15 protein-coding genes are annotated in these 18,410 nt (G+C 46.1%); 5 read left to right on the forward strand and 10 right to left on the reverse strand.

The annotated features are described in order from the left end of the window. The first annotated feature begins 241 nt into the window (after positions 1-241). Together L5M29_RS21300 and L5M29_RS21305 are read left to right on the forward strand one after the other, a co-directional pair. The gene (locus L5M29_RS21300; RefSeq protein ID WP_105249776.1) at positions 242-712 is read left to right on the forward strand and encodes a DUF6386 family protein; all 471 of its coding nucleotides are present in this window, start codon (positions 242-244) and stop codon (positions 710-712) included. Between the two features lie 139 nt (positions 713-851). Further along, positions 852-1,175, forward strand: a complete 324-nt coding sequence (locus tag L5M29_RS21305) for a hypothetical protein (RefSeq protein WP_263169958.1) — start codon at positions 852-854, stop codon at positions 1,173-1,175. An 11-nt stretch (positions 1,176-1,186) separates the two neighbouring features. On the opposite strand, the gene L5M29_RS21310 is transcribed toward L5M29_RS21305, so the two are convergent. The 7 genes from L5M29_RS21310 to nadK form a co-directional block, all read right to left on the reverse strand. Continuing rightward, positions 1,187-2,365, reverse strand: a complete 1,179-nt coding sequence (locus L5M29_RS21310) for an AAA family ATPase (protein ID WP_263169960.1) — start codon at positions 2,363-2,365, stop codon at positions 1,187-1,189. A gap of 634 nt (positions 2,366-2,999) precedes the next feature. After that, positions 3,000-3,569: a lactate utilization protein C gene (locus L5M29_RS21315; protein WP_028760696.1), complete on the reverse strand. Its 570-nt coding sequence runs from the start codon at positions 3,567-3,569 to the stop codon at positions 3,000-3,002. 1 nt (position 3,570) lies between these two features. Then, positions 3,571-4,965 carry a lactate utilization protein B gene (locus L5M29_RS21320; RefSeq protein WP_113941021.1) on the reverse strand — a complete coding sequence of 465 codons (1,395 nt, stop codon included), beginning with the start codon at positions 4,963-4,965 and terminating at the stop codon, positions 3,571-3,573. A gap of 10 nt (positions 4,966-4,975) precedes the next feature. Then, entirely contained in the window at positions 4,976-5,719 is a 744-nt protein-coding gene (locus L5M29_RS21325; protein WP_263169962.1) for a (Fe-S)-binding protein, read from the reverse strand. A 308-nt stretch (positions 5,720-6,027) separates the two neighbouring features. Beyond that, the gene (locus L5M29_RS21330; protein WP_263169964.1) at positions 6,028-8,832 is read right to left on the reverse strand and encodes an FAD-binding and (Fe-S)-binding domain-containing protein; all 2,805 of its coding nucleotides are present in this window, start codon (positions 8,830-8,832) and stop codon (positions 6,028-6,030) included. A gap of 77 nt (positions 8,833-8,909) precedes the next feature. Then, positions 8,910-10,553 (reverse strand): L-lactate permease, encoded by a 1,644-nt coding sequence (locus L5M29_RS21335; RefSeq protein WP_049821741.1) that lies wholly within the window; start codon positions 10,551-10,553, stop codon positions 8,910-8,912. A gap of 1,016 nt (positions 10,554-11,569) precedes the next feature. Next, the gene (nadK, locus tag L5M29_RS21340) at positions 11,570-12,448 is read right to left on the reverse strand and encodes an NAD(+) kinase (protein WP_081729057.1); all 879 of its coding nucleotides are present in this window, start codon (positions 12,446-12,448) and stop codon (positions 11,570-11,572) included. 100 nt (positions 12,449-12,548) lie between these two features. Here nadK and grpE point away from each other — a divergent pair, with 100 nt between their 5' ends. Beyond that, the gene (grpE, locus tag L5M29_RS21345) at positions 12,549-13,169 is read left to right on the forward strand and encodes a nucleotide exchange factor GrpE (protein WP_113941025.1); all 621 of its coding nucleotides are present in this window, start codon (positions 12,549-12,551) and stop codon (positions 13,167-13,169) included. A gap of 126 nt (positions 13,170-13,295) precedes the next feature. Here the strand turns inward: grpE and dxs are convergent, their stop codons facing one another. Genes dxs through xseB form a run of 3 tightly spaced genes read right to left on the reverse strand, consistent with a single transcriptional unit; the run spans position 13,296 to position 16,309 of the window. Beyond that, on the reverse strand, positions 13,296-15,164 hold the full coding sequence (gene dxs, locus L5M29_RS21350; RefSeq protein WP_263169968.1) for a 1-deoxy-D-xylulose-5-phosphate synthase: 1,869 nt from the start codon (positions 15,162-15,164) through the stop codon (positions 13,296-13,298). A gap of 21 nt (positions 15,165-15,185) precedes the next feature. Further along, positions 15,186-16,067 (reverse strand): (2E,6E)-farnesyl diphosphate synthase, encoded by an 882-nt coding sequence (gene ispA, locus L5M29_RS21355; protein WP_113941026.1) that lies wholly within the window; start codon positions 16,065-16,067, stop codon positions 15,186-15,188. Positions 16,068-16,069: 2 nt separating this feature from the next. Continuing rightward, on the reverse strand, positions 16,070-16,309 hold the full coding sequence (gene xseB, locus L5M29_RS21360; protein WP_006080884.1) for an exodeoxyribonuclease VII small subunit: 240 nt from the start codon (positions 16,307-16,309) through the stop codon (positions 16,070-16,072). A gap of 314 nt (positions 16,310-16,623) precedes the next feature. On the opposite strand from xseB, the gene pomA reads away from it, so the two are divergent. Together pomA and L5M29_RS21370 are read left to right on the forward strand one after the other, a co-directional pair. Continuing rightward, positions 16,624-17,391 (forward strand): flagellar motor protein PomA, encoded by a 768-nt coding sequence (gene pomA / locus L5M29_RS21365; protein WP_263140359.1) that lies wholly within the window; start codon positions 16,624-16,626, stop codon positions 17,389-17,391. Positions 17,392-17,394: 3 nt separating this feature from the next. Beyond that, a complete protein-coding gene (locus L5M29_RS21370) occupies positions 17,395-18,327 on the forward strand; it encodes a flagellar motor protein MotB (protein WP_131522981.1) in 933 nt (310 codons plus the stop codon). Positions 18,328-18,410 lie beyond the last annotated feature (83 nt).

The following is an 18,410-nucleotide window of genomic DNA, read 5'->3' on the forward strand; positions in this document are numbered from 1 at the left end:
AATAATTAATCAACCAGCAAGTTGCTATGACAATTGATTTGATGATGAGACAGTCAGACTGATCTACTGAAAACCTTAGCTCGCCATAGGCTCATAATGAAGCCGCAAGGATGATAAGGACAGTAGAAGCAGATATCCATCAGGGCCAGAGGCATACCTCAATAACAGGCCGAATATATGGGTGCAATGAACTCTTCTCATAATCGCTATCGAATGTCTTGCAAACCGGATGGGTCCATATATGATGAGTAAACCCTATACAACAACTCGGTTTGACACAGATACCGCCACAATGGCGATATTTGATCCCGCGGCATTAACTCATCGCTGTGAAGATACGGCTGATTGGTGGTCTGTGCCGAGTGACGAAATTTTGGAAATCAATCAAGGTCATGTGCTATTCGTAGGACTTGGCGCCGATGGCTGTTATGAGGTTGAAATTTTCCGTAAGCTAGGTGAGGCTGGGCTCAATTCGAATTATCTCTCTGCAAATTTAACAGTATTGTCAGGGTGCCTGTATATTGGCGCCGCCGAGCAAGTTCCAGCAGGAGATCTTGGGCCTGAAACAACCTATGGCGGCGCTTTAATTTATGCTGTGCGAGGGAATATTGAGGTGAGAGTGTATCGGCTTACACCCCATAAACTGGTGGTTGAATATGAGTCAACCTCAGAAGATGTACTAAACGAGTTTACGTCTAGCCCATTACTTTAAGCGGCTTACTTTATTCGCTACCATTTTTAATCCCTATACGGGCTGTTAAACACCAAAGGTAACTTGTTAATCATCAGGGGTAAAAAAGCAATTTAACATTATGAGTTCTATGATGAATAATACTAAATGGCGCGAATGTATGACGCTGTTAGCTTCTCGTCCTGTGTATTTGCAACTACAGTTGGTCGGTGAAGAGGACTTTCCTCTCGATTATGAAGCCTCAAATCAAGTGTTATCCGAGATCATGGCTACTGATTGTCTTTTTGTGCAAAGGTGTATTCGCTATAAATCCATTAACGCGATTAGAATTGCGAAAACCGTTTTTCCTGCCGGTTTGGCGGATGACAATGTATTTCTGCTTGCTGAATTAAAAATCAGATTACAGCAACTCGGCCAGTTACCACTAATTGAAGACGATCAGTTTATTGTTATTCATGGCTATCATGACCTCATGGTTTGTTGAATCCAGAGCATCTACACTGGCTTACAACACACACCATATCTTAAGTTCGCTCTGCGATGGAGTTCATAGACTTCACAACCTAACAATGGCTCAGTTCTATTAAGAACTGCGCCAAAACGTTCAAAGTAGTCTTCATTAACTTGTTTTGCACTGATAAGTGGTACTTCAATACTGACATCTACACGACCTTTACGTATCAACGCTGGGTCAAGATTATCAGGATGATTTGTGGTCATTATTACAAGGCAGTCATCAAGAGGAATGATTCCGTCTAACGCGTTTAGAACGCCACCTAAAGTGAGTGGTGGGTTATCTACATTGCTTTCAGCAGTTCGTGATACCGTCGCCTTTACACAGTCACAGTCCTCTATTAACAACATAGCTCCGGGCGGTACCTTTCTAATCGCCTTATGAATAGTGGCATCATTTACAGTCGATAGATTCAATATGTATAGATCGCGATGATACTCAACAGCTAAGGCTCTCGCTATACCCGTCTTACCAGTACCCGTTTTTCCATGTAACAGTATGGTTAGCTTACTTACAACCGATTTCCCTCTACTTGCGAAGTTATCAACTTCTCCCATCAACTTCTGCTTAAACTCTTCATCTAGCACTAATTCACTAAAACCCGATGATTTCAATGTGCCATAGCGACACCATTCGGTTTCTTCGAAAATATTAACTTTCGGCTCTGTAGATATGTCTCCACGAGTATCTTCTAAAAAACTATATAGTTTATCTTTTGCCCACCATGGTGCACTTACAGTAATAGAATCGTATGCCATCGTACTATCGACCTTAGATCGGGTAGCCAACATGAAACAACCACCGTATTTAAACAGGTGCATACCGTAGCCGATAGATTTAACACTGACACGCCCGTCGTAACTCACACTATAGTCATAGTACACAGCCTCAGAGATAGAGCGTGAAAAAAACGGAATGGTAGTATTACTGATCAAAAAGGACAGTTTATTGAATACCTCTGTGCGCGCCTGATGGCTATCGTCTATAGTGAGCCGCACAAACAGCAGACTACTGAGCCAACTTAACAGCTTCGCGGGGACATCTTTTAGCATGTAGCCTACGAGTCCAATTAACGTAAATGTTAATACTCCAACAATGACAGCCGTCAACAAAGGATCACCATTGGTGAGCGCCTTTATTTGTAGTAATACCTCGTTCATTTACTCACCTTTACTATAAATGCCTCATGGACATAATCGAGAATACTATCAACCGAGTCGAGGATACTACCAAGGTATCCTCAGTATGTGCGCTATCGCACGTGGTTAAAGCGACTTGATAAAGATCCCCTGCTTATCACTAACGATTGTCTTAGAACGTAGTTATATCACAATGTAAATCAACATCTTAATGTTGGGTTTGTATTTAAGCGTCACTAACGTACGCAGATAAATGTTAGGGACGGCGCCGTTCATCAAAGAGCAGGATGGAGCGGCCCTGCATCCACGGATTGACTTGAACAACATCCGTGTTTAACTGCCAGTTCGCCATCTGATAGGCAGGACGCCTGAATGTCGTGCAATGCAGGGATGCATGAGAACGGCCATGGCTCTCGTTCATAAGCTTAGAGGCCCTAGGTTTCTATTCACCGAGTCGGCGAGTGAATGCCATGGCAAGCCTGTAAACTGTTAGTCAATAAACGTTAATTGGTAAGCTGTGTTAGTGGTTTATCAGCCTACAACTCAAATATCATTCAGCGAAGTCTCAATAAGAAAGCCGCTAATGAAGGCGGCTTTTGTGTTTCGATTATTCCATAACCCTTGAATTTTCTTGGTTACATTAAATCTCGAGGCATTAGAGCAAATACACGTTCAAGCTGCAGGCGCCGTGGGCGCCGACGACGAGGGCTTGTTCGATATCGGCGGTTTTTGATGGACCCGCGATAAACACCCCGAACTCACCTGAGGCTAACGTGATTTCTTTAGCTGCCTGATGTAGGGTCGGCACAATCTTATTCGTTGGCAGGGCTAAGATCAGGTTTTCACAGATAAAAGGTGTCACTCTGTGGCCTAGATTCTTATTGTTAACCCAAATGGCACCGTTTTCGGCAACGCCAATGTCACCTGGGATCACTGCATAATCTATGTTTTTGAGCTCGTGGGCAGTGGGTGGCATTTCACGGTTTGCCGTGACACCCTCTACAAGGGAGATGACCTGTAACCCTTGGGCGATAAGTTCATCGACTTTGGCTTGCAGGGCTTTGATGCCACCTTCTTTATGCAGCGTACCCGCGACAGTATTGAGGTTGGTCTCGAATTGGCCGACGAGATTTTCTACTCTTGGCGTCACATCTATGCTTGGCATAGGATGATTTGTTAAGGCCGACAGTTTGAGCGCATTGAGAATTTCAAGTTTACTAGACATCTTATAGGCTCCTGTGTTTCTTAAACCAAGCTTCGAAGCTGGAGTTCGGGGCAACGGGCAGTTCACGGTATTTACCCCATGCACCGCTAAAGGGTTTTAACAGACTACCCGGTAGAATGCGCAGCGCAGTTCTCGCCACACTCATAGAGCAGTTCAGCATGGTTTCGCTTGCCATAAATTTACCCACTAATGGCATGTAACTGTTTTTGCCATAGGGGAGTTTTCCGGCTTCAGCCTTAAGGCGTCTGTGGTGGAAAATAATCTTATCGAGCGGCACCTTCGTTGGGCAGATATAGGTACAGCTGCCACACAAGGTACAGGCCCAGGCAATCGAGTTAGTGTCATCAATCTTAGCGCCCACTGCGATACCAATTGGGCCAGGTATGGTGTAGTTGTAGCTGTAACCGCCGGAGCGACGATACACAGGACAGGTATTGAGGCAACCACCACAACGAATACACTTCAATGATTCTGCGAGGATTTTATCCTTGAGCATCTCAGTGCGGCCATTGTCGACGATAATAATGTGCATCTCACCTTCGGGCTGTGGGCCACGGTAAAAGGCGCTATAAGTCGTGACAGGTTGGCCTGTGGCGTTGCGTGCCAGTGTGCGTAGCAAGACGGCTGCGCTATCGATATCGGGCACCACTTTGTCGATGCCCATTGAATGCAACTGCAACTTAGGCAGGTTAGCACCCATGTCGGCGTTGCCTTCGTTCGTGCAGACCACCACGGCGCCTTTATCGGCAATCGCCATGTTCACGCCTGTCATCGCGGCATCGGCGCTAAGGAACTGTTCACGCAGGTGAGCACGGGCGGCGCGGGTTAAATACAAGGGATCGGCTGCCCCTGCTTTAGTGCCGAGTTTCTCATGGAAGAGTTCGCCGACTTCTTCCTTTTTCATATGGATAGCGGGCACGACTATGTGTGATGGTGGCATTTTGGCGAGCTGAATAATCCGCTCACCTAAGTCGGTATCTATGACCTCAATGCCACGTTGTTCTAAGTACGGATTGAGGTGACATTCCTCGGTCAGCATAGACTTAGACTTCACCAACTTTTTGACTTTATGGCGGGATAAAATGTCATGCACGATACGATTGTGCTCTGCGCCATCTTTCGCCCAATGGACTTGTATGCCGTTGGCGATACAGTTTTGTTCAAAGGTTTCAAGATATTGAGCAAGATGGGTTAGCGTGTGGAGCTTAATTTCTGAGCCTAACTGACGCAGTTGTTCCCATTCTGGGATGCTACCCGCGGCGCGGTCGCGTTTTTCTCTGAGCATCCATAGCGCTTTTGAATGCCAGTCGACACGGGTTTCGTCGCGGCAAAAAATATCGGCTTTATGGGCATGGACTTGGGAGCCATTAGCTCCGTGATTATGATTGTAAGCCATGGTGAGTCTCCTAGAGCGCGGCGTTTAGCACTTGCGCTATGTGGCGAATTTCAATCGGCAATTGCTGTCTGCGGATCATGCCATCGAGGTGCAATAGGCATGAGGGATCAAAACCCACCACATACTCAGCACCCGTTGCGGCGTGGGCGTGGGCTTTGTCTTTGCCCATTTTGGCCGACACTGCGCCTTCATCGACAGCGAAGGTGCCACCAAAGCCGCAGCATTCGTCACGGCGGTCTGGATACACTATGTCTATGCCTGCAATATTGGCCAATACAGCTTCGACTTTGTTGAATCTTGGCCCCATTTGCTCACTTGGGGTGGCAAGGCTTAACATGCGAATGCCATGGCAACTTAGTTGCAGGCTTACCTTGTGCGTGAAGGGCTTGGTAAAGGCGGGGATCGGCGCGATATCGTGTAAAAACTCTGTGAGTTCATAGAGTTTGTTGATCACAGCTTGTGCTTCTGGGCTGCTATCAAACTCGTGGAAGTTTTCTTTGGCGGCCACTAAACAAGAGGCGGCAGGGCAAACAATAGCGTCGCATTCTACTCCTTTAAAGGCGTTGAGCAATTTAAGGGTGGTACTGCGTGCTGCATCGAAGCAACCCGAGTTTGTCATCGGCTGGCCACAGCATGTTTGACCCGCGGGTAGAATCACTTGGTGCCCGAGTTTCTCTAATAATTCCAAGGTGGCAATCGCGACCTCTGGCATCATTTGATTGACTAGACACGGGATGAAAAGGGCGATTTTCATTGTGTTTTCTCTTTCTTGTTAGTGAACGACATTGCCTTGCAGTGTGACCCAATATCCACACTAATGCTAAGGTAGTTGATCAAATATAGGCCTATCTTAGCGGAATAAGTAGCCCTAATTTAGTAAATGAGCTTGTAGATTTTTTCAAAAATGAGAATATTTTAACTTGATGATTACATTGGTTTTAAAATGTATTTATTCAGGTTTAAATTCTCAAAAAATACTTAATGACAAATAAATGAGAATAGTTCGCTTATATAAACAAACGGGGCTAAAAATAGCCCCGTTGTTTACTACTGTATACCAGATTAGCGGCTGCACTCTTCTAGCAGATAAGCTAAGTGGCGGTAGGAAATGCCGCTGTGTTGGGTCAGACCGACTTCGCACATACGGTTGGCGTAATAGCCTTCCTTAATCTCGACAGGAATGAGCTTTTTAATATTACGCAGTGCGCTGGCGTTGATTTCAGGCTTATACAAGCCTTTTTCACCCGCGTAACCGCAGCAGTCAATTCCTGCAGGTTTGAGCACTTGCGCAGAGCAGGCATCGGCGATTGCTTGCATCTTAGGTTCAAGTTTCATCTTGCGTGCGCTACAACCTAAGTGCAATGCCACATTGACTTTTTTGCTGATGTTGAGCTTAGTCAGTAGCTTGTCGTGCATAAACTCAACTAAGTCGATAATTTGTACTTTTGGATTACCCGACAAAGTGCGGTAGGTGCAAGACAAGGCATCGACGATCACTGGCAGCTTGCCACCATTGGTCATCTTGCTCACTGCATCGATAAGTTCTTGGCGTTTGGCATCGGCGTTTTTAAAGTCGCCCTTAGATTCCCACATCTGGCCGCAACATAAATCGCGGGTTTTTTCTGGCGTGATGACGTTATAGCCTGCACGTTCCAGCAGCGTGACGACCACCTCAGGCAAAGTGCGGTTATCGGGATCTTTGGGTGTCGGACCAAAGGTTCTGCCGCCACAGGCTGGGAAGTAAACCACTGTTTCTTGGCCAACTTTAGCGGGGGATGGTTTTGGCAATTTGCCGCCTTTCGGGAAATCTGGGTTCCAATAAGGCACTTCTTTTGAAATCAAACGGCCGGTTTTCATTAGGGCACTGGTAATGTTATCGCCAGTGATCTTGTGGATCACGCCAAGCATGTCAAAACCTGAACTGATAACCTGGTTAACTGCGCCAAAGTGTTTGGCTTGGAAATCTAAGACTTTTTGTTCAGTAGTGCTGATGTACGGCGTGCGCAGTTTACGCACCAGTTGGCCCATGCTGTTATCCACTGGGCAAGCAATAGTACAAAGCTGGCAGGCGGCACAGGTATCAACTACATCGTATTTAGCGGCGGCGCGCATTTCTGCTGCGGCGGCTTTATCACCGGATTGTTCTAAACGTTCTATTTCACGCAGAGTCGCAATACGCTGACGAGGTGAGAAGTTGAGTGCCGATGTTGGGCAGGTTTTTTCACAGAAACCACATTCGATACACTTATCAACAAAATCATCGACCACAGGGCAGGGCTTGATATTTTTAACGTGGACATTGCTATCGTCGTTAAGAATAACGCCTGGGTTTAGAATACCCTGTGGATCAAATACTTGTTTGATGCTCTTCATCAAAGTGTAAGCATCTTGTCCCCATTCTTTTTCGACGAACGGCGCGACAGCACGGCCAGTACCATGCTCGGCTTTCATTGAACCGTCGTACTTGTTAATCACCATGTCGGCAATATCATCCATAAAGGCATGGAAACGATCGATATCGGCTTGAGTCGAGAAGGTGGGGGTAATGATAAAGTGGAAGTTCCCCGCAAGAGCATGGCCATAAATACAGCCTTCAGGGTAACCATGTTTATGGAAAAGCTCAGTGATATCGTGCGCCGCAGCAGCAAGGTGCTCTAGTTCAAAGGCCACGTCTTCGATGATAACTGAGGTTCCCTTTGGACGCTCACCACCTACAATCGGGAACAAGCCTTTGCGCATTGCCCAGTATTTGTCATAAATCGCTGGATTAGTACTAAATTCCATTGGGCGGATAAAGTCAAAACCGGCGAGTTTCACGGTGACATCTTGAGTATAATTATCTAAGGTTTTGTCGTCATCAGCACGGGATTCTATCAGTAGAATAGCGGATAGGGCCGGCAATTCTGATAACCAATCTGGCATGCCAGGCTTGCCCGTTACTGCTTTGATTGATGGCCAATCAAGGAGTTCAGCCGCAGAAACGCTTTCACCGTTTATCAGTGGTATGGCTCGTGCGGCATCTTCCATATTATGGAATACGGCCATAGCTGAGGCTTTAAATTTAGCTTCATTCACTGTGTGATAAGTGACTTCATTAATAAAGGCTAAGGTGCCTTCCATCCCCACCATTAAGTGGTTGATGATGTCAAATGGGTCGGTAAAATCGAGTAACGAATTGATGCCGTAGCCGGTGGTATTTTTAATGGAATACTTTTTACGAATTCTGTCCGCTAACACTGTGTTATGACGAGTCATGTGCGACAGTTCTGTCAGCGCATCCAGTATTTTTCCATGGGATTTAACAAAGGCAGCTTTTGATTTTTCACAGCCAGTATCGAGTTCAGTACCATCTGCAAAAAGAAGTTTCGCGGAAGCGATAGTTTGGTAACTGTTTTGCGCTGTACCACAGCACATTCCCGAAGCATTGTTTGCCACAATACCACCAATTTTGGCGGAGCCTATGGTGGCGGGATCGGGACCAATTTTGCGGTTAAGCGGCGCGAGTACGGCGTTAGCGTCGGAACCAATGACAGCAGCACCTAAGGTGATCTGTTTGGCATCGCTACTGACTTCAATCTTTCTAAAACCATCATGGCCAAGGATCAACAAAATACCTTCACCGATAGCTTGGCCAGATAAACTGGTTCCAGCGGCCCTAAACGTGACGGGTGCATCATGCTTACGGGCAACGGCTAATGTGAGCTTTACCTGTTCTAGGGTTTCTGCATGGACAACCACTTCTGGGACTATCCTGAAGTAGCTTGCATCGGTGGACCAGGCAAAACGGCGAACGGGATCATCCGTCACGGGATGATCACCTAATTGCGTTCTTAGATCATCGATGACCAGTTTATAGTTAATCGACATAGCATCACTCTCTTTATTAATAGATTAAAGCCGAAGTCACTGGGAGTGACTTCGGGCATTCAATAAAATAAAACGGCTTAGAATCCACCCCACAGGGTAGCTATTGTGCCCGCCAGTAAGGCATAACCAATGGCAACAGGCATTGTTTTACGGATAATTTCTGATTCTCTACCTGCCATACCCACTACCGTTGCAGCGGCAACCACGTTCATTACGCACATCATGTTACCGGCGTTTGCTCCGATACCTTGTAGTGCCAATACCAGTGTGTGGTTCATGCCAATATTGTCGGCCACGCTGTATTGAAGGCTGGAGAACATCATGTTTGAGAAGGTGGCTGAACCGGATAAGAAGGCACCAAAAATCCCCACGATAGGCGCCATCCAAGCCCACACTGCGCCCATGGAACCTGCCAACATATCCGCTAAAGCGACAGGCATTGAGGCAAGGCCTGCACCATTCGCGCCTGAGTTTAAGAAGATTTTCACCATAGGCACTGATGCGCCTAATGAAATAATGGTTGGCAACATGGACTTACATGAAACACCGACCGTTTGCTGAATCGCAGGGCTTTTCATTTTGAACAGGAAGAAACCTAGAATACACACGGCAACAAAGAAGGCACCTGGTGCATATAAGGTTGCGAAGCTGGCTTTAAGCTCAGTGCCCATTAGGCCTGTCCAGCTGATGTTAAAGCTTGATAACCATGCTTTTAACGGTGCCACTGTACGCGACAGTACCAAAAGCGCAGCCATGATGATGTAAGGTGTCCAAGCGGCAATTTGAGAAAACTTAGCCGTTGTTTCGACTTTTCCGCTTTCTTGACTGTCATTCTCTGCGAAATCATTCCATGGCGTTTTAGGCAGTAAGTAGCCTTTACGCGCAACCGGGATCACTAAGGCCATACCGATCAATGAACCGATAACCGAAGGGAATTCTGGGCCTGCAAGGTAGTTGATGATCCATGCGGGGACGGTAAAGGCAAGACCTGAGAAAATCGCAAATTTCCAAATTGCTAAGCCTTCCTTAAAGGATTTATTGCGACCAAAGAATCCAGTTAGCATGGTCACCATTACGAGAGGAATTAATGAACCTGTGATTAAGTCGATAGTGATCATATGCATGACGATATATCGAGCATAACCAGCATAGTTACCGCCATGGGCAGCAAATTGCTCCGCCGCCATGCTCACGCCACCTTGGATCAGACCCTGTTCCATCCCAAAGAGTACGGGTAGACCAATCGCACCGAAGGATACACAGGCCGAGTCAGCAATTAAAGCCACGACAGCTGCGGCAACGGGTGGTACACCAAGCAATACCAGTAGTGGTGCGCCAATGGCTGCGGGAGTACCAAAACCAGCACTACCTTCAATAAAGGCACCGAATAACCAACAGATGATGATGACTTGTACACGGGCATCGGCACTGATGTTAGTAAACCCAGCACGGATAGTGTCCATGGCACCTGAGTATTTCAGGGTATTGAGTAGGAATACGGCACCAAAAATGATGGTTAACGGTGTGATGGCTGAGAGCAGTCCTTCGAGGACCGATGCCGCCAGTAATGTGGTATCCATTTGCCAAATAAACACGGCGGCGAGCGCTGTGATTATCATGGAGATAGGCATAGCCTTAGATGCAGGCATTCTGAGTAACACTAGAAATAGCATTACACTGAGCACTGGCGTCAAGCTAGCGAGGAGTTGAAGTATTGTCATGCTTGCCTCTTCATAAAGTGGTCTGTCTTATTATTGATATTAGGATTTTTCATCTGCCTTCATGTCGACTTCCCAGACCAATAAATCAGCAGTTAATACTGCAAGTACTTACGGTCTCGACATTCTGTGTTGTGTACTAGACGCTATTGTGAGCTTGACTAATATGATCTAGATCATCTTGGCTGTTATATGAAATGCTAATTTACAGTGCTGCGGGGTGCTTCTCTCAGGGGATTTTCTTATATGTGACAATGATCACTTAGACTCTTGGATGTATATCTACTTTGGTTATATAAAATTGAGTTTGTTGTTTTTCTGGTTATTAAAAGTAGAGCTATCACTCATATTTATCGTCATTATTGCAATTAACTGATCCATTTATTTCATTAATAGACTCTTAATGATTTTTTAAGACATTTTTAAGGTGTGATTAAGGTCGCATAGATTGTTGTGGCTAGATTAACTCATTTACTTCTATTTTCATCAAGCTATTGTAATGTTTGCCTAATATGTCCATTTTGGAATGGTTTTTTATAGTGATCTAGAGCACGTTTTAAAATGGTGGGATTTTATTGTGATGGATATCACTTAATGAATTTTACTTTAATATGAAATTTAATAACCATTGTTTAATTTAGTTTCAGTTTATTTGAGCGAACAGCCAGCCCAAATATTCAAGTATATTGAGCGAATAACAGAAAAGTTGAAATAAAAAGTGACCGCTTCTAATGGGTTAAGAGGGGAAATTGAGAGAACAGGGTGAAATTGAAGCAGAAATTTTAAGTAACAAAACTAAAAAATACTGTTTGAACTTTTATCAGACTGGTTAGTGTCATTAATGCTCAAACGCCATTAATGTGAATATTAGTTGTTTGTGAGAAGTGCTAAAAAGTTCACCAAAGACTGTGCAGGGGAAAAGATAAGGCTTTAATCGCAACCTTCTAGGTTAAATTTACAAAATAAAAAAGAGACGTGATATGTCTCTTTTATTGGTGATTTAGCCAACAGATACAGACTTAAAACAACTTGCTGCCCCAGCCTAATTTGGTCCGCAGCACGTGGAAATAGTTGTGTCCTTTAGGATGAATAAGCCGTAAACGTTCAGAGCTGCGGCGCACTATGATTTCATCGCCGGGTAACACGGCTAAATGCACGTGGCCATCACAGCTGACTTCGAGGTTTTCGCCATTTTCAGGTGACACAACCATTTTTATGGTGCTGCACGCATCGACAACAATTGGGCGGCACGACAAAGTGTGCGGGAACATAGGTACTAAGATCAGGGCCTGTAAATTAGGCGTCAGAATAGCGCCGCCAGCGGAGAGGGCGTAGGCCGTTGAACCGGTAGGCGTTGACACTATCATGCCGTCGGCACGTTGGCTGTACATGAACTGATCGTCAATATAGACCTCAAACTCAATCATGTGGGCAATTTTACCCGGATGGAGTACGGCTTCGTTGACGGCGGTGTTGCTCGCCTTGAGCATACCGTGGCGATAGACTTCGGCTTCGAGTAAGAATCTATGCTCGGTATCGAACTCTCCATCGAGTACCTTGGCGAGTGCTTCTTCGAAGGCATCGGGCGGCAGATCGGTTAAAAAGCCTAAATTGCCGCGGTTAACCCCAATCACGCCTAAATCGAAGCGGGCTAATACCCTTGCCGCGCCGAGCATGTTACCGTCACCACCGACGACTATGGCTAAGTCGCAACGCGCGCCAATTTCTAGTAAATCGACCGCTATGATATTGGGTCCTAATTCGGTAGCAACACGCTCTTCCACTAAGACTTCAAAGCCCTGCATTGTCAGCCAATAATGCAGACGTTTTAAGGTTTGGTTGGTCCCTTGGTGGTGAGGTTTGCCGATAAGGCCGATAGTATGAAACTTTGTGGTCATATTTATGCTAGATCTGGCCTTAGGCCTTGAAACGTCAAAATTGATCCCCATAATATGCCCAGAGTATTTCAGAAACAAAGCATTTTTAGCTGGAGTGAAAATGAGCAACGAATCGATTAAAGCAGAACAGGATCTGATCCAAGAGGGTGTAGAGTCTGAAGTATCTACCGCAGAAGCAAGTCTGATCGATGAGCTTACCCAGGCCAATTTCCGTATTGAAGAGCTGGAACAGTTACTCGCTGAAGCTTTGGCGAAAGTTGAAGAGCAGAAGGATTCAGTCATCCGCGCCGCAGCCGAGGTCGATAACATTCGTCGTCGTGCCGCAATGGATGTGGAAAAGGCGAACAAGTTTGCCTTGGAAAAGTTCGCCAATGAGCTTTTGCCTGTGCTTGATAACATGGAGCGCGCGCTAATGGGGACAAACCCAGAAGATGAAGCGACGAAAGCGATTTATCAAGGTGTTGAGTTAACTCAAAAAAGCTTACTCACTGCGGTGGCTAAATTTGGTGTTAAGCAAATTGATCCACAAGGTCAGTCATTTAACCCTGACCAACATCAAGCGATTGGCATGCAGCCAAGCGCTGAGTTCCCTGCGAACACTGTGATGTTGGTGATGCAAAAGGGGTATGAGCTGAACAGTCGCTTGCTGCGTCCTGCTATGGTGATGGTGTCACAGGGTGGCCCTAATCAAGAAACCGCGACGATAGATATCGAAGCTTAAGCTTTATTGGATCAGCCGCTGTTATAACAGACAGCAACAAAAAAGGACTGCAATTGCAGTCCTTTTTTATGGGCGGAATTTTTTATTGATAAGATTTAGCGTCTTAACGAGATAAGCAAGTTCAGCCTATTGCACTAGATAAGCATTGATTTGCGCCAGTATGCCTTCGGCATCCAGTTGCAAGTCGTGGATGACTTCTTCTGGCGAGCCATGTTTAATGAACTCGTCTGGCAAACCTATTTGGAGTACGGCTTTAGGCATTTTTAGCTTTTGAAGCTGTTCAAGCACTCCGGCACCCGCACCGCCTATAATGGCATTTTCCTCCACAGTGACTAACACTTCATGGGTTAGTGCCATTTCTTTTACCAGATCAACATCAAGTGGTTTCACAAAGCGCATATCGACAACCGTCGCATCTAAGCTTTCGGCAGCGGTTAATGCCGATGCGAGCAAGGTACCAAAGTTAAGTATGGCAATACGCTTACCGATACGCTTAATGACACCTTTACCAATTGGCAACGCAGTCATGGACTCGACTTGCATCGCTCCCGTTGCACTGCCTCTTGGGTAACGCACCGCACTTGGGCCCGCATCATAGCAATAGCCAGTGTAGAGCATTTGACGACATTCGTTTTCATCGGACGGCGCCATGATCACCATATTAGGGATACAACGCATAAAACTTAAATCGAATGCACCTTGGTGGGTTGGACCATCTGCACCGACGATACCGCCACGGTCAATGGCAAATAACACGGGCAATTGTTGTAGTGCCACATCGTGAATAAGCTGATCATAGGCGCGTTGCAGGAAAGTCGAGTAAATCGCGACTACAGGCTTGAAGCCTTCGCAGGCAAAACCCGCCGCTAAGGTGACGGCATGCTGCTCAGCAATCGCTGCATCAAAATATTGTTTCGGGAAGCGCTGGGAAAACTCCACCATGCCAGAACCCTCACGCATCGCAGGAGTAATCGCTAACACTTTCTCATCTTGTTCGGCAATGTCGCACAACCATTTACCGAAGACTTGAGAAAAGGTCGGTAAACCGGGTTTGGTGGCCGGCTTTTTAAAGAGTGATGGGTCAAACTTAGGCACAGCATGCCAACCGATAGGATCTTTTTCAGCAGGTTCATAACCACGACCTTTTTTGGTCATGATGTGCAGCACCTGTGGACCTTTCAGATTACGCATATTGCGCATGGTCTCGACCAGAGCGTCTACATCATGGCCATCGATAGGACCTATGTAGTTGAAACCTAACTCTTCAAATAGAGTGCCAGGAACGACCATACCTTTGAGGTGTTCCTCAGTGCGCTTGGCCATTTCTTTGATGACTGGCATACCTTTTAACACTTTTTTGCCGCCTTCGCGCAGTGTGGTGTAGAAACGGCCTGACATCAGTTGTGCTAAATGATTGTTGAGGGCGCCGACATTTTCTGAAATCGACATTTCGTTGTCGTTCAGTACCACGAGCATGTCATTGTGCAAGTCGCCCGCGTGGTTCATGGCTTCAAACACCATGCCGCCAGTCATAGCGCCATCGCCGATCACAGCGACCACTTTACGACCTGCTTGTTCTTTTTCTGCAGCTATCGCCATCGCCAGCGCGGCGCTAATCGACGTGCCAGAATGGCCAACGCTGAAAGTGTCGTATTCACTTTCTTCACGCCATGGGAAAGGATGTAAGCCATCTTTTTGCCGAATGGTGTGCATCTTGTCACGTCGACCCGTGAGAATTTTATGGGGATAGGCTTGATGGCCTACGTCCCAGATCAGTCGATCAAAGGGGGTATTGTAGACATAGTGCAGTGCCACAGTGAGTTCTACTGTGCCGAGCCCAGAGGCAAAATGTCCGCTGGACATGCCAACAGACTTAAGAAGGAACTCGCGCAGTTCATCGGCTACTTGTGGTAAAAGTGCCTGAGGAAGCTGGCGGAGCTCATTGGGGGTGTTGGCCTGCGCCAACACGGGAAACTGAGAAATGTCCAAACTCATAGCGAGATACTTCGACTCTTATTATATTCTTCGCTCAATGATATAGCGGGCGAAGTCTGCAATTAACTGGCTATTGTATGGCAATTTAGCCAGCGCTGATAGTGCCTCTTGGATCAGTTGTTTGGCGGTGTCTTGTGCACCTTGTAGTCCAAGTAGTTGTGGAAACGTACTCTTATTCGATTCAGTATCAGAGCCTTGCGGTTTACCTAGCTCTTCGGTGGTGGCTACGATGTCAAGGATATCGTCTTGTACTTGGAAGGCGAGTCCGACCGCACGAGCAAAATCCATCATAGCAGCATACTGATCTTTTGGCGCGTTTGCGGCGATCAAAGCTAACTCAACGGCGCAGCTGATAAGGGCGCCGGTTTTCATATTATGTAGCTGAGTTAATGCTTTAAGATCAATATGTTTATCGGTCGAGGCTAAGTCTATTGCTTGGCCTCCACACATACCACGATAACCTGAGGCTTTGGCTAATACTCTTACCATAGCAATATGTTGTTCGCTGCTGATCCCTGCTACGGCTTCGGTGACAATTTCAAAGGCTAAGGTTTGCAGAGCATCCCCCGCTAAAATGGCCGTCGCTTCATCAAAGGCAATATGCACGGTCGGCTGGCCACGGCGGAGCTCGTCATCGTCCATGGCGGGTAAATCGTCGTGGATTAATGAATAAGCATGGATACATTCAATGGCTGCGGCGCAAGCATCTAACTTTTCGAGTTCGACCCCAAACATGCGTCCTACACTGTATACGAGGAACGGTCGAATGCGCTTCCCTCCCAATAAGGCACCGTAAGTCATAGCGGCTTTTAATTGGGGAGCTGTATCTTCAAGCGTACTAAAACGCTGTTTTAATTGATCATCAACTCGTTGTTGATATTCTTGAATGGTACTGACTAACACGCTTATTCGCCCTCAACGGCATAGGGGGATAGGGGCGCATTTTCATCTTGTTTCAGTAAAATGGCCACTTTTTGTTGGGCTTGTTCGAGTTTTGCTTGGCTATTTCGAACGAGATTGATGCCACGTTCAAATTGTTTTAACGCGTCATCGAGGGATATATCGCCTTGTTCTAGATCGGCAACGATGCGTTCAAGTTCGCCAAGGGATTCTTCAAAACTAAGATTTTCGGGTTTCTTCGCCACGTTCAGGTTTCCTTTGATTTAGCGGACACAAGGTATATCAGGGCGGCGTAAGGGTCAAATTCAGACTAAAGATATTTGCTCAATAGCACGCTTTGTTACTGAAATTTTTCCAGAAAATATAAATTGTCGCTAAACTTGCTTAGTGTGTGTCCGATAACTGACAATAGTATCATCATTTGTATGGTAATTTTTAACTGGATAAACAAGGCTCGTATGTGTGTCGGTGGGATTATCTTATTCGGTAGAATAACTGAGTGTTCTTGCTTACCCAGAGTAAGTATTATGTCGTTTATTACGAAAATTGAGGAGCCGTTGTGGATTTAGCAACAATAATCGGAATTGTGGGAGCCTTTGGTTTTATTCTCGGCGCTATGGTGACCAGTGGCGGCTTGATGATTTTCGTTGATGTGCCCTCGATCCTGATTGTGTTCGGTGGGTCCTTCTTCGTGGTAATGATGAAGTTCACTCTTAAACAGTTTTTTAGTGCCGTTAAAATTGCTTTGAAAGCCTTTGTATTTAAGATTGATAAACCAGAAGATTTGATTGAGCAGTCAGTCACTATGGCGGATGCCGCCCGTAAAGGGGGGTTTTTGGCATTAGAAGAAGCTCAAATTACCAATACTTTTATGCAAAAGGCTGTTGATATGTTGGTCGACGGTCACGATGGTGAAGTGGTGCGTGCAGCCCTAGAGAAGGATATCGCTCTAACGGAAGAACGTCATCGGACGGGGATTGGCATATTTAGAGCCTTTGGCGATGTTGGCCCAGCGATGGGCATGATAGGTACGCTTGTGGGTCTTGTGGCCATGCTATCTAACATGTCAGATCCTAAATCTATTGGTCCCTCGATGGCCGTTGCTTTGTTAACCACATTATACGGCGCTATGGTCGCTAACATGGTTTGCTTGCCTATCGCGGATAAGCTAACAATTAGGATGGGAGAAGAAATGCTTAACCGTAATCTTATTATGGATGCGGTATTGGCGATTCAAGACGGACAAAACCCTAGGGTGATTGAAGGCTTCTTGAAAAATTATCTGGCTGAGAAAAATCGCAAAATAGATACAACGGACGGAGAGTAGCCAATGGCTAAGGCTAAGTGCAACTGTCCACCGCCCGGAGCACCTATGTGGCTTGCAACATTTGCAGACTTGATGTCGCTGTTGATGTGCTTCTTCGTGTTGTTATTGTCATTTTCTGAAATGGACGTGATGAAGTTTAAACAGATCGCGGGCTCAATGAAGTATGCCTTTGGTGTGCAAAATAAGGTGGAAGTTAAAGACATCCCGAAAGGGACTTCTGTCATTGCCTTAGAATTTAGACCAGGTCGCCCCGATCCGACTCCGATTGAAATCATTAACCAGCAAACGAATGAAATGACTGAACCTGTATTGGATTTCCAAGCGGGTGAAGACGATAGTGCGGGAGGCGTGCAGCAGCAAAATGGTTCTCAGCGGGGTGGCGAAGCGAGTGCTACGGCGCAAGAAGTGGCCGATGCGGTTAAAGCGGAAGCGGCAGCGGCGCAAGAAAAGATCAATCAGCAAGTGAAGAAGATGGCGCAGGAGCTCAATAAAGAGATCACCGATGGAGCGATTGAAATTGAGTCATTAGGTCAGCAGATTATTATTCGTATACGTGAGAAGGGTTCATTTGCTTCTGGCTCAGGTTTCCTGCAGCCTCGATTTAAACCTGTGGTACGCTCAGTCGGCGAATTGTTAAAAGATGTGCCAGGTGTCATCACAGTGTCAGGTTACACGGATGATATGCAAATAAGCGATGAGCTCTATAGTTCTAATTGGGATTTATCCAGCAAACGTGCCGTGGCAGTGGCCCATGAGTTAGTACAGGTCAGCGGCTTTGATTCTAATCGAATGAAAGTGGTTGGTATGGCGTCTAACAATCCGATTGTCCCTAACGATTCTCCGGAAAATCGTGCCCGTAACCGCAGGGTTGAAATTGCTATTGAGCAAGGTAAAGCTAAGGAGTCTGAAGAAATTCAGATCGGTAATTCGCCTTAAGTGTTTAGATACTCTCCCAATCTAAAGCCGCAATAATCTTGCGGCTTTTTTATTGAGCTAATGTGGACTTTTCCCTTTTAGTT

It is taken from the genome of Shewanella sp. SM95 (assembly GCF_025653595.1).
Lineage (GTDB): Bacteria > Pseudomonadota > Gammaproteobacteria > Enterobacterales > Shewanellaceae > Shewanella > Shewanella oncorhynchi.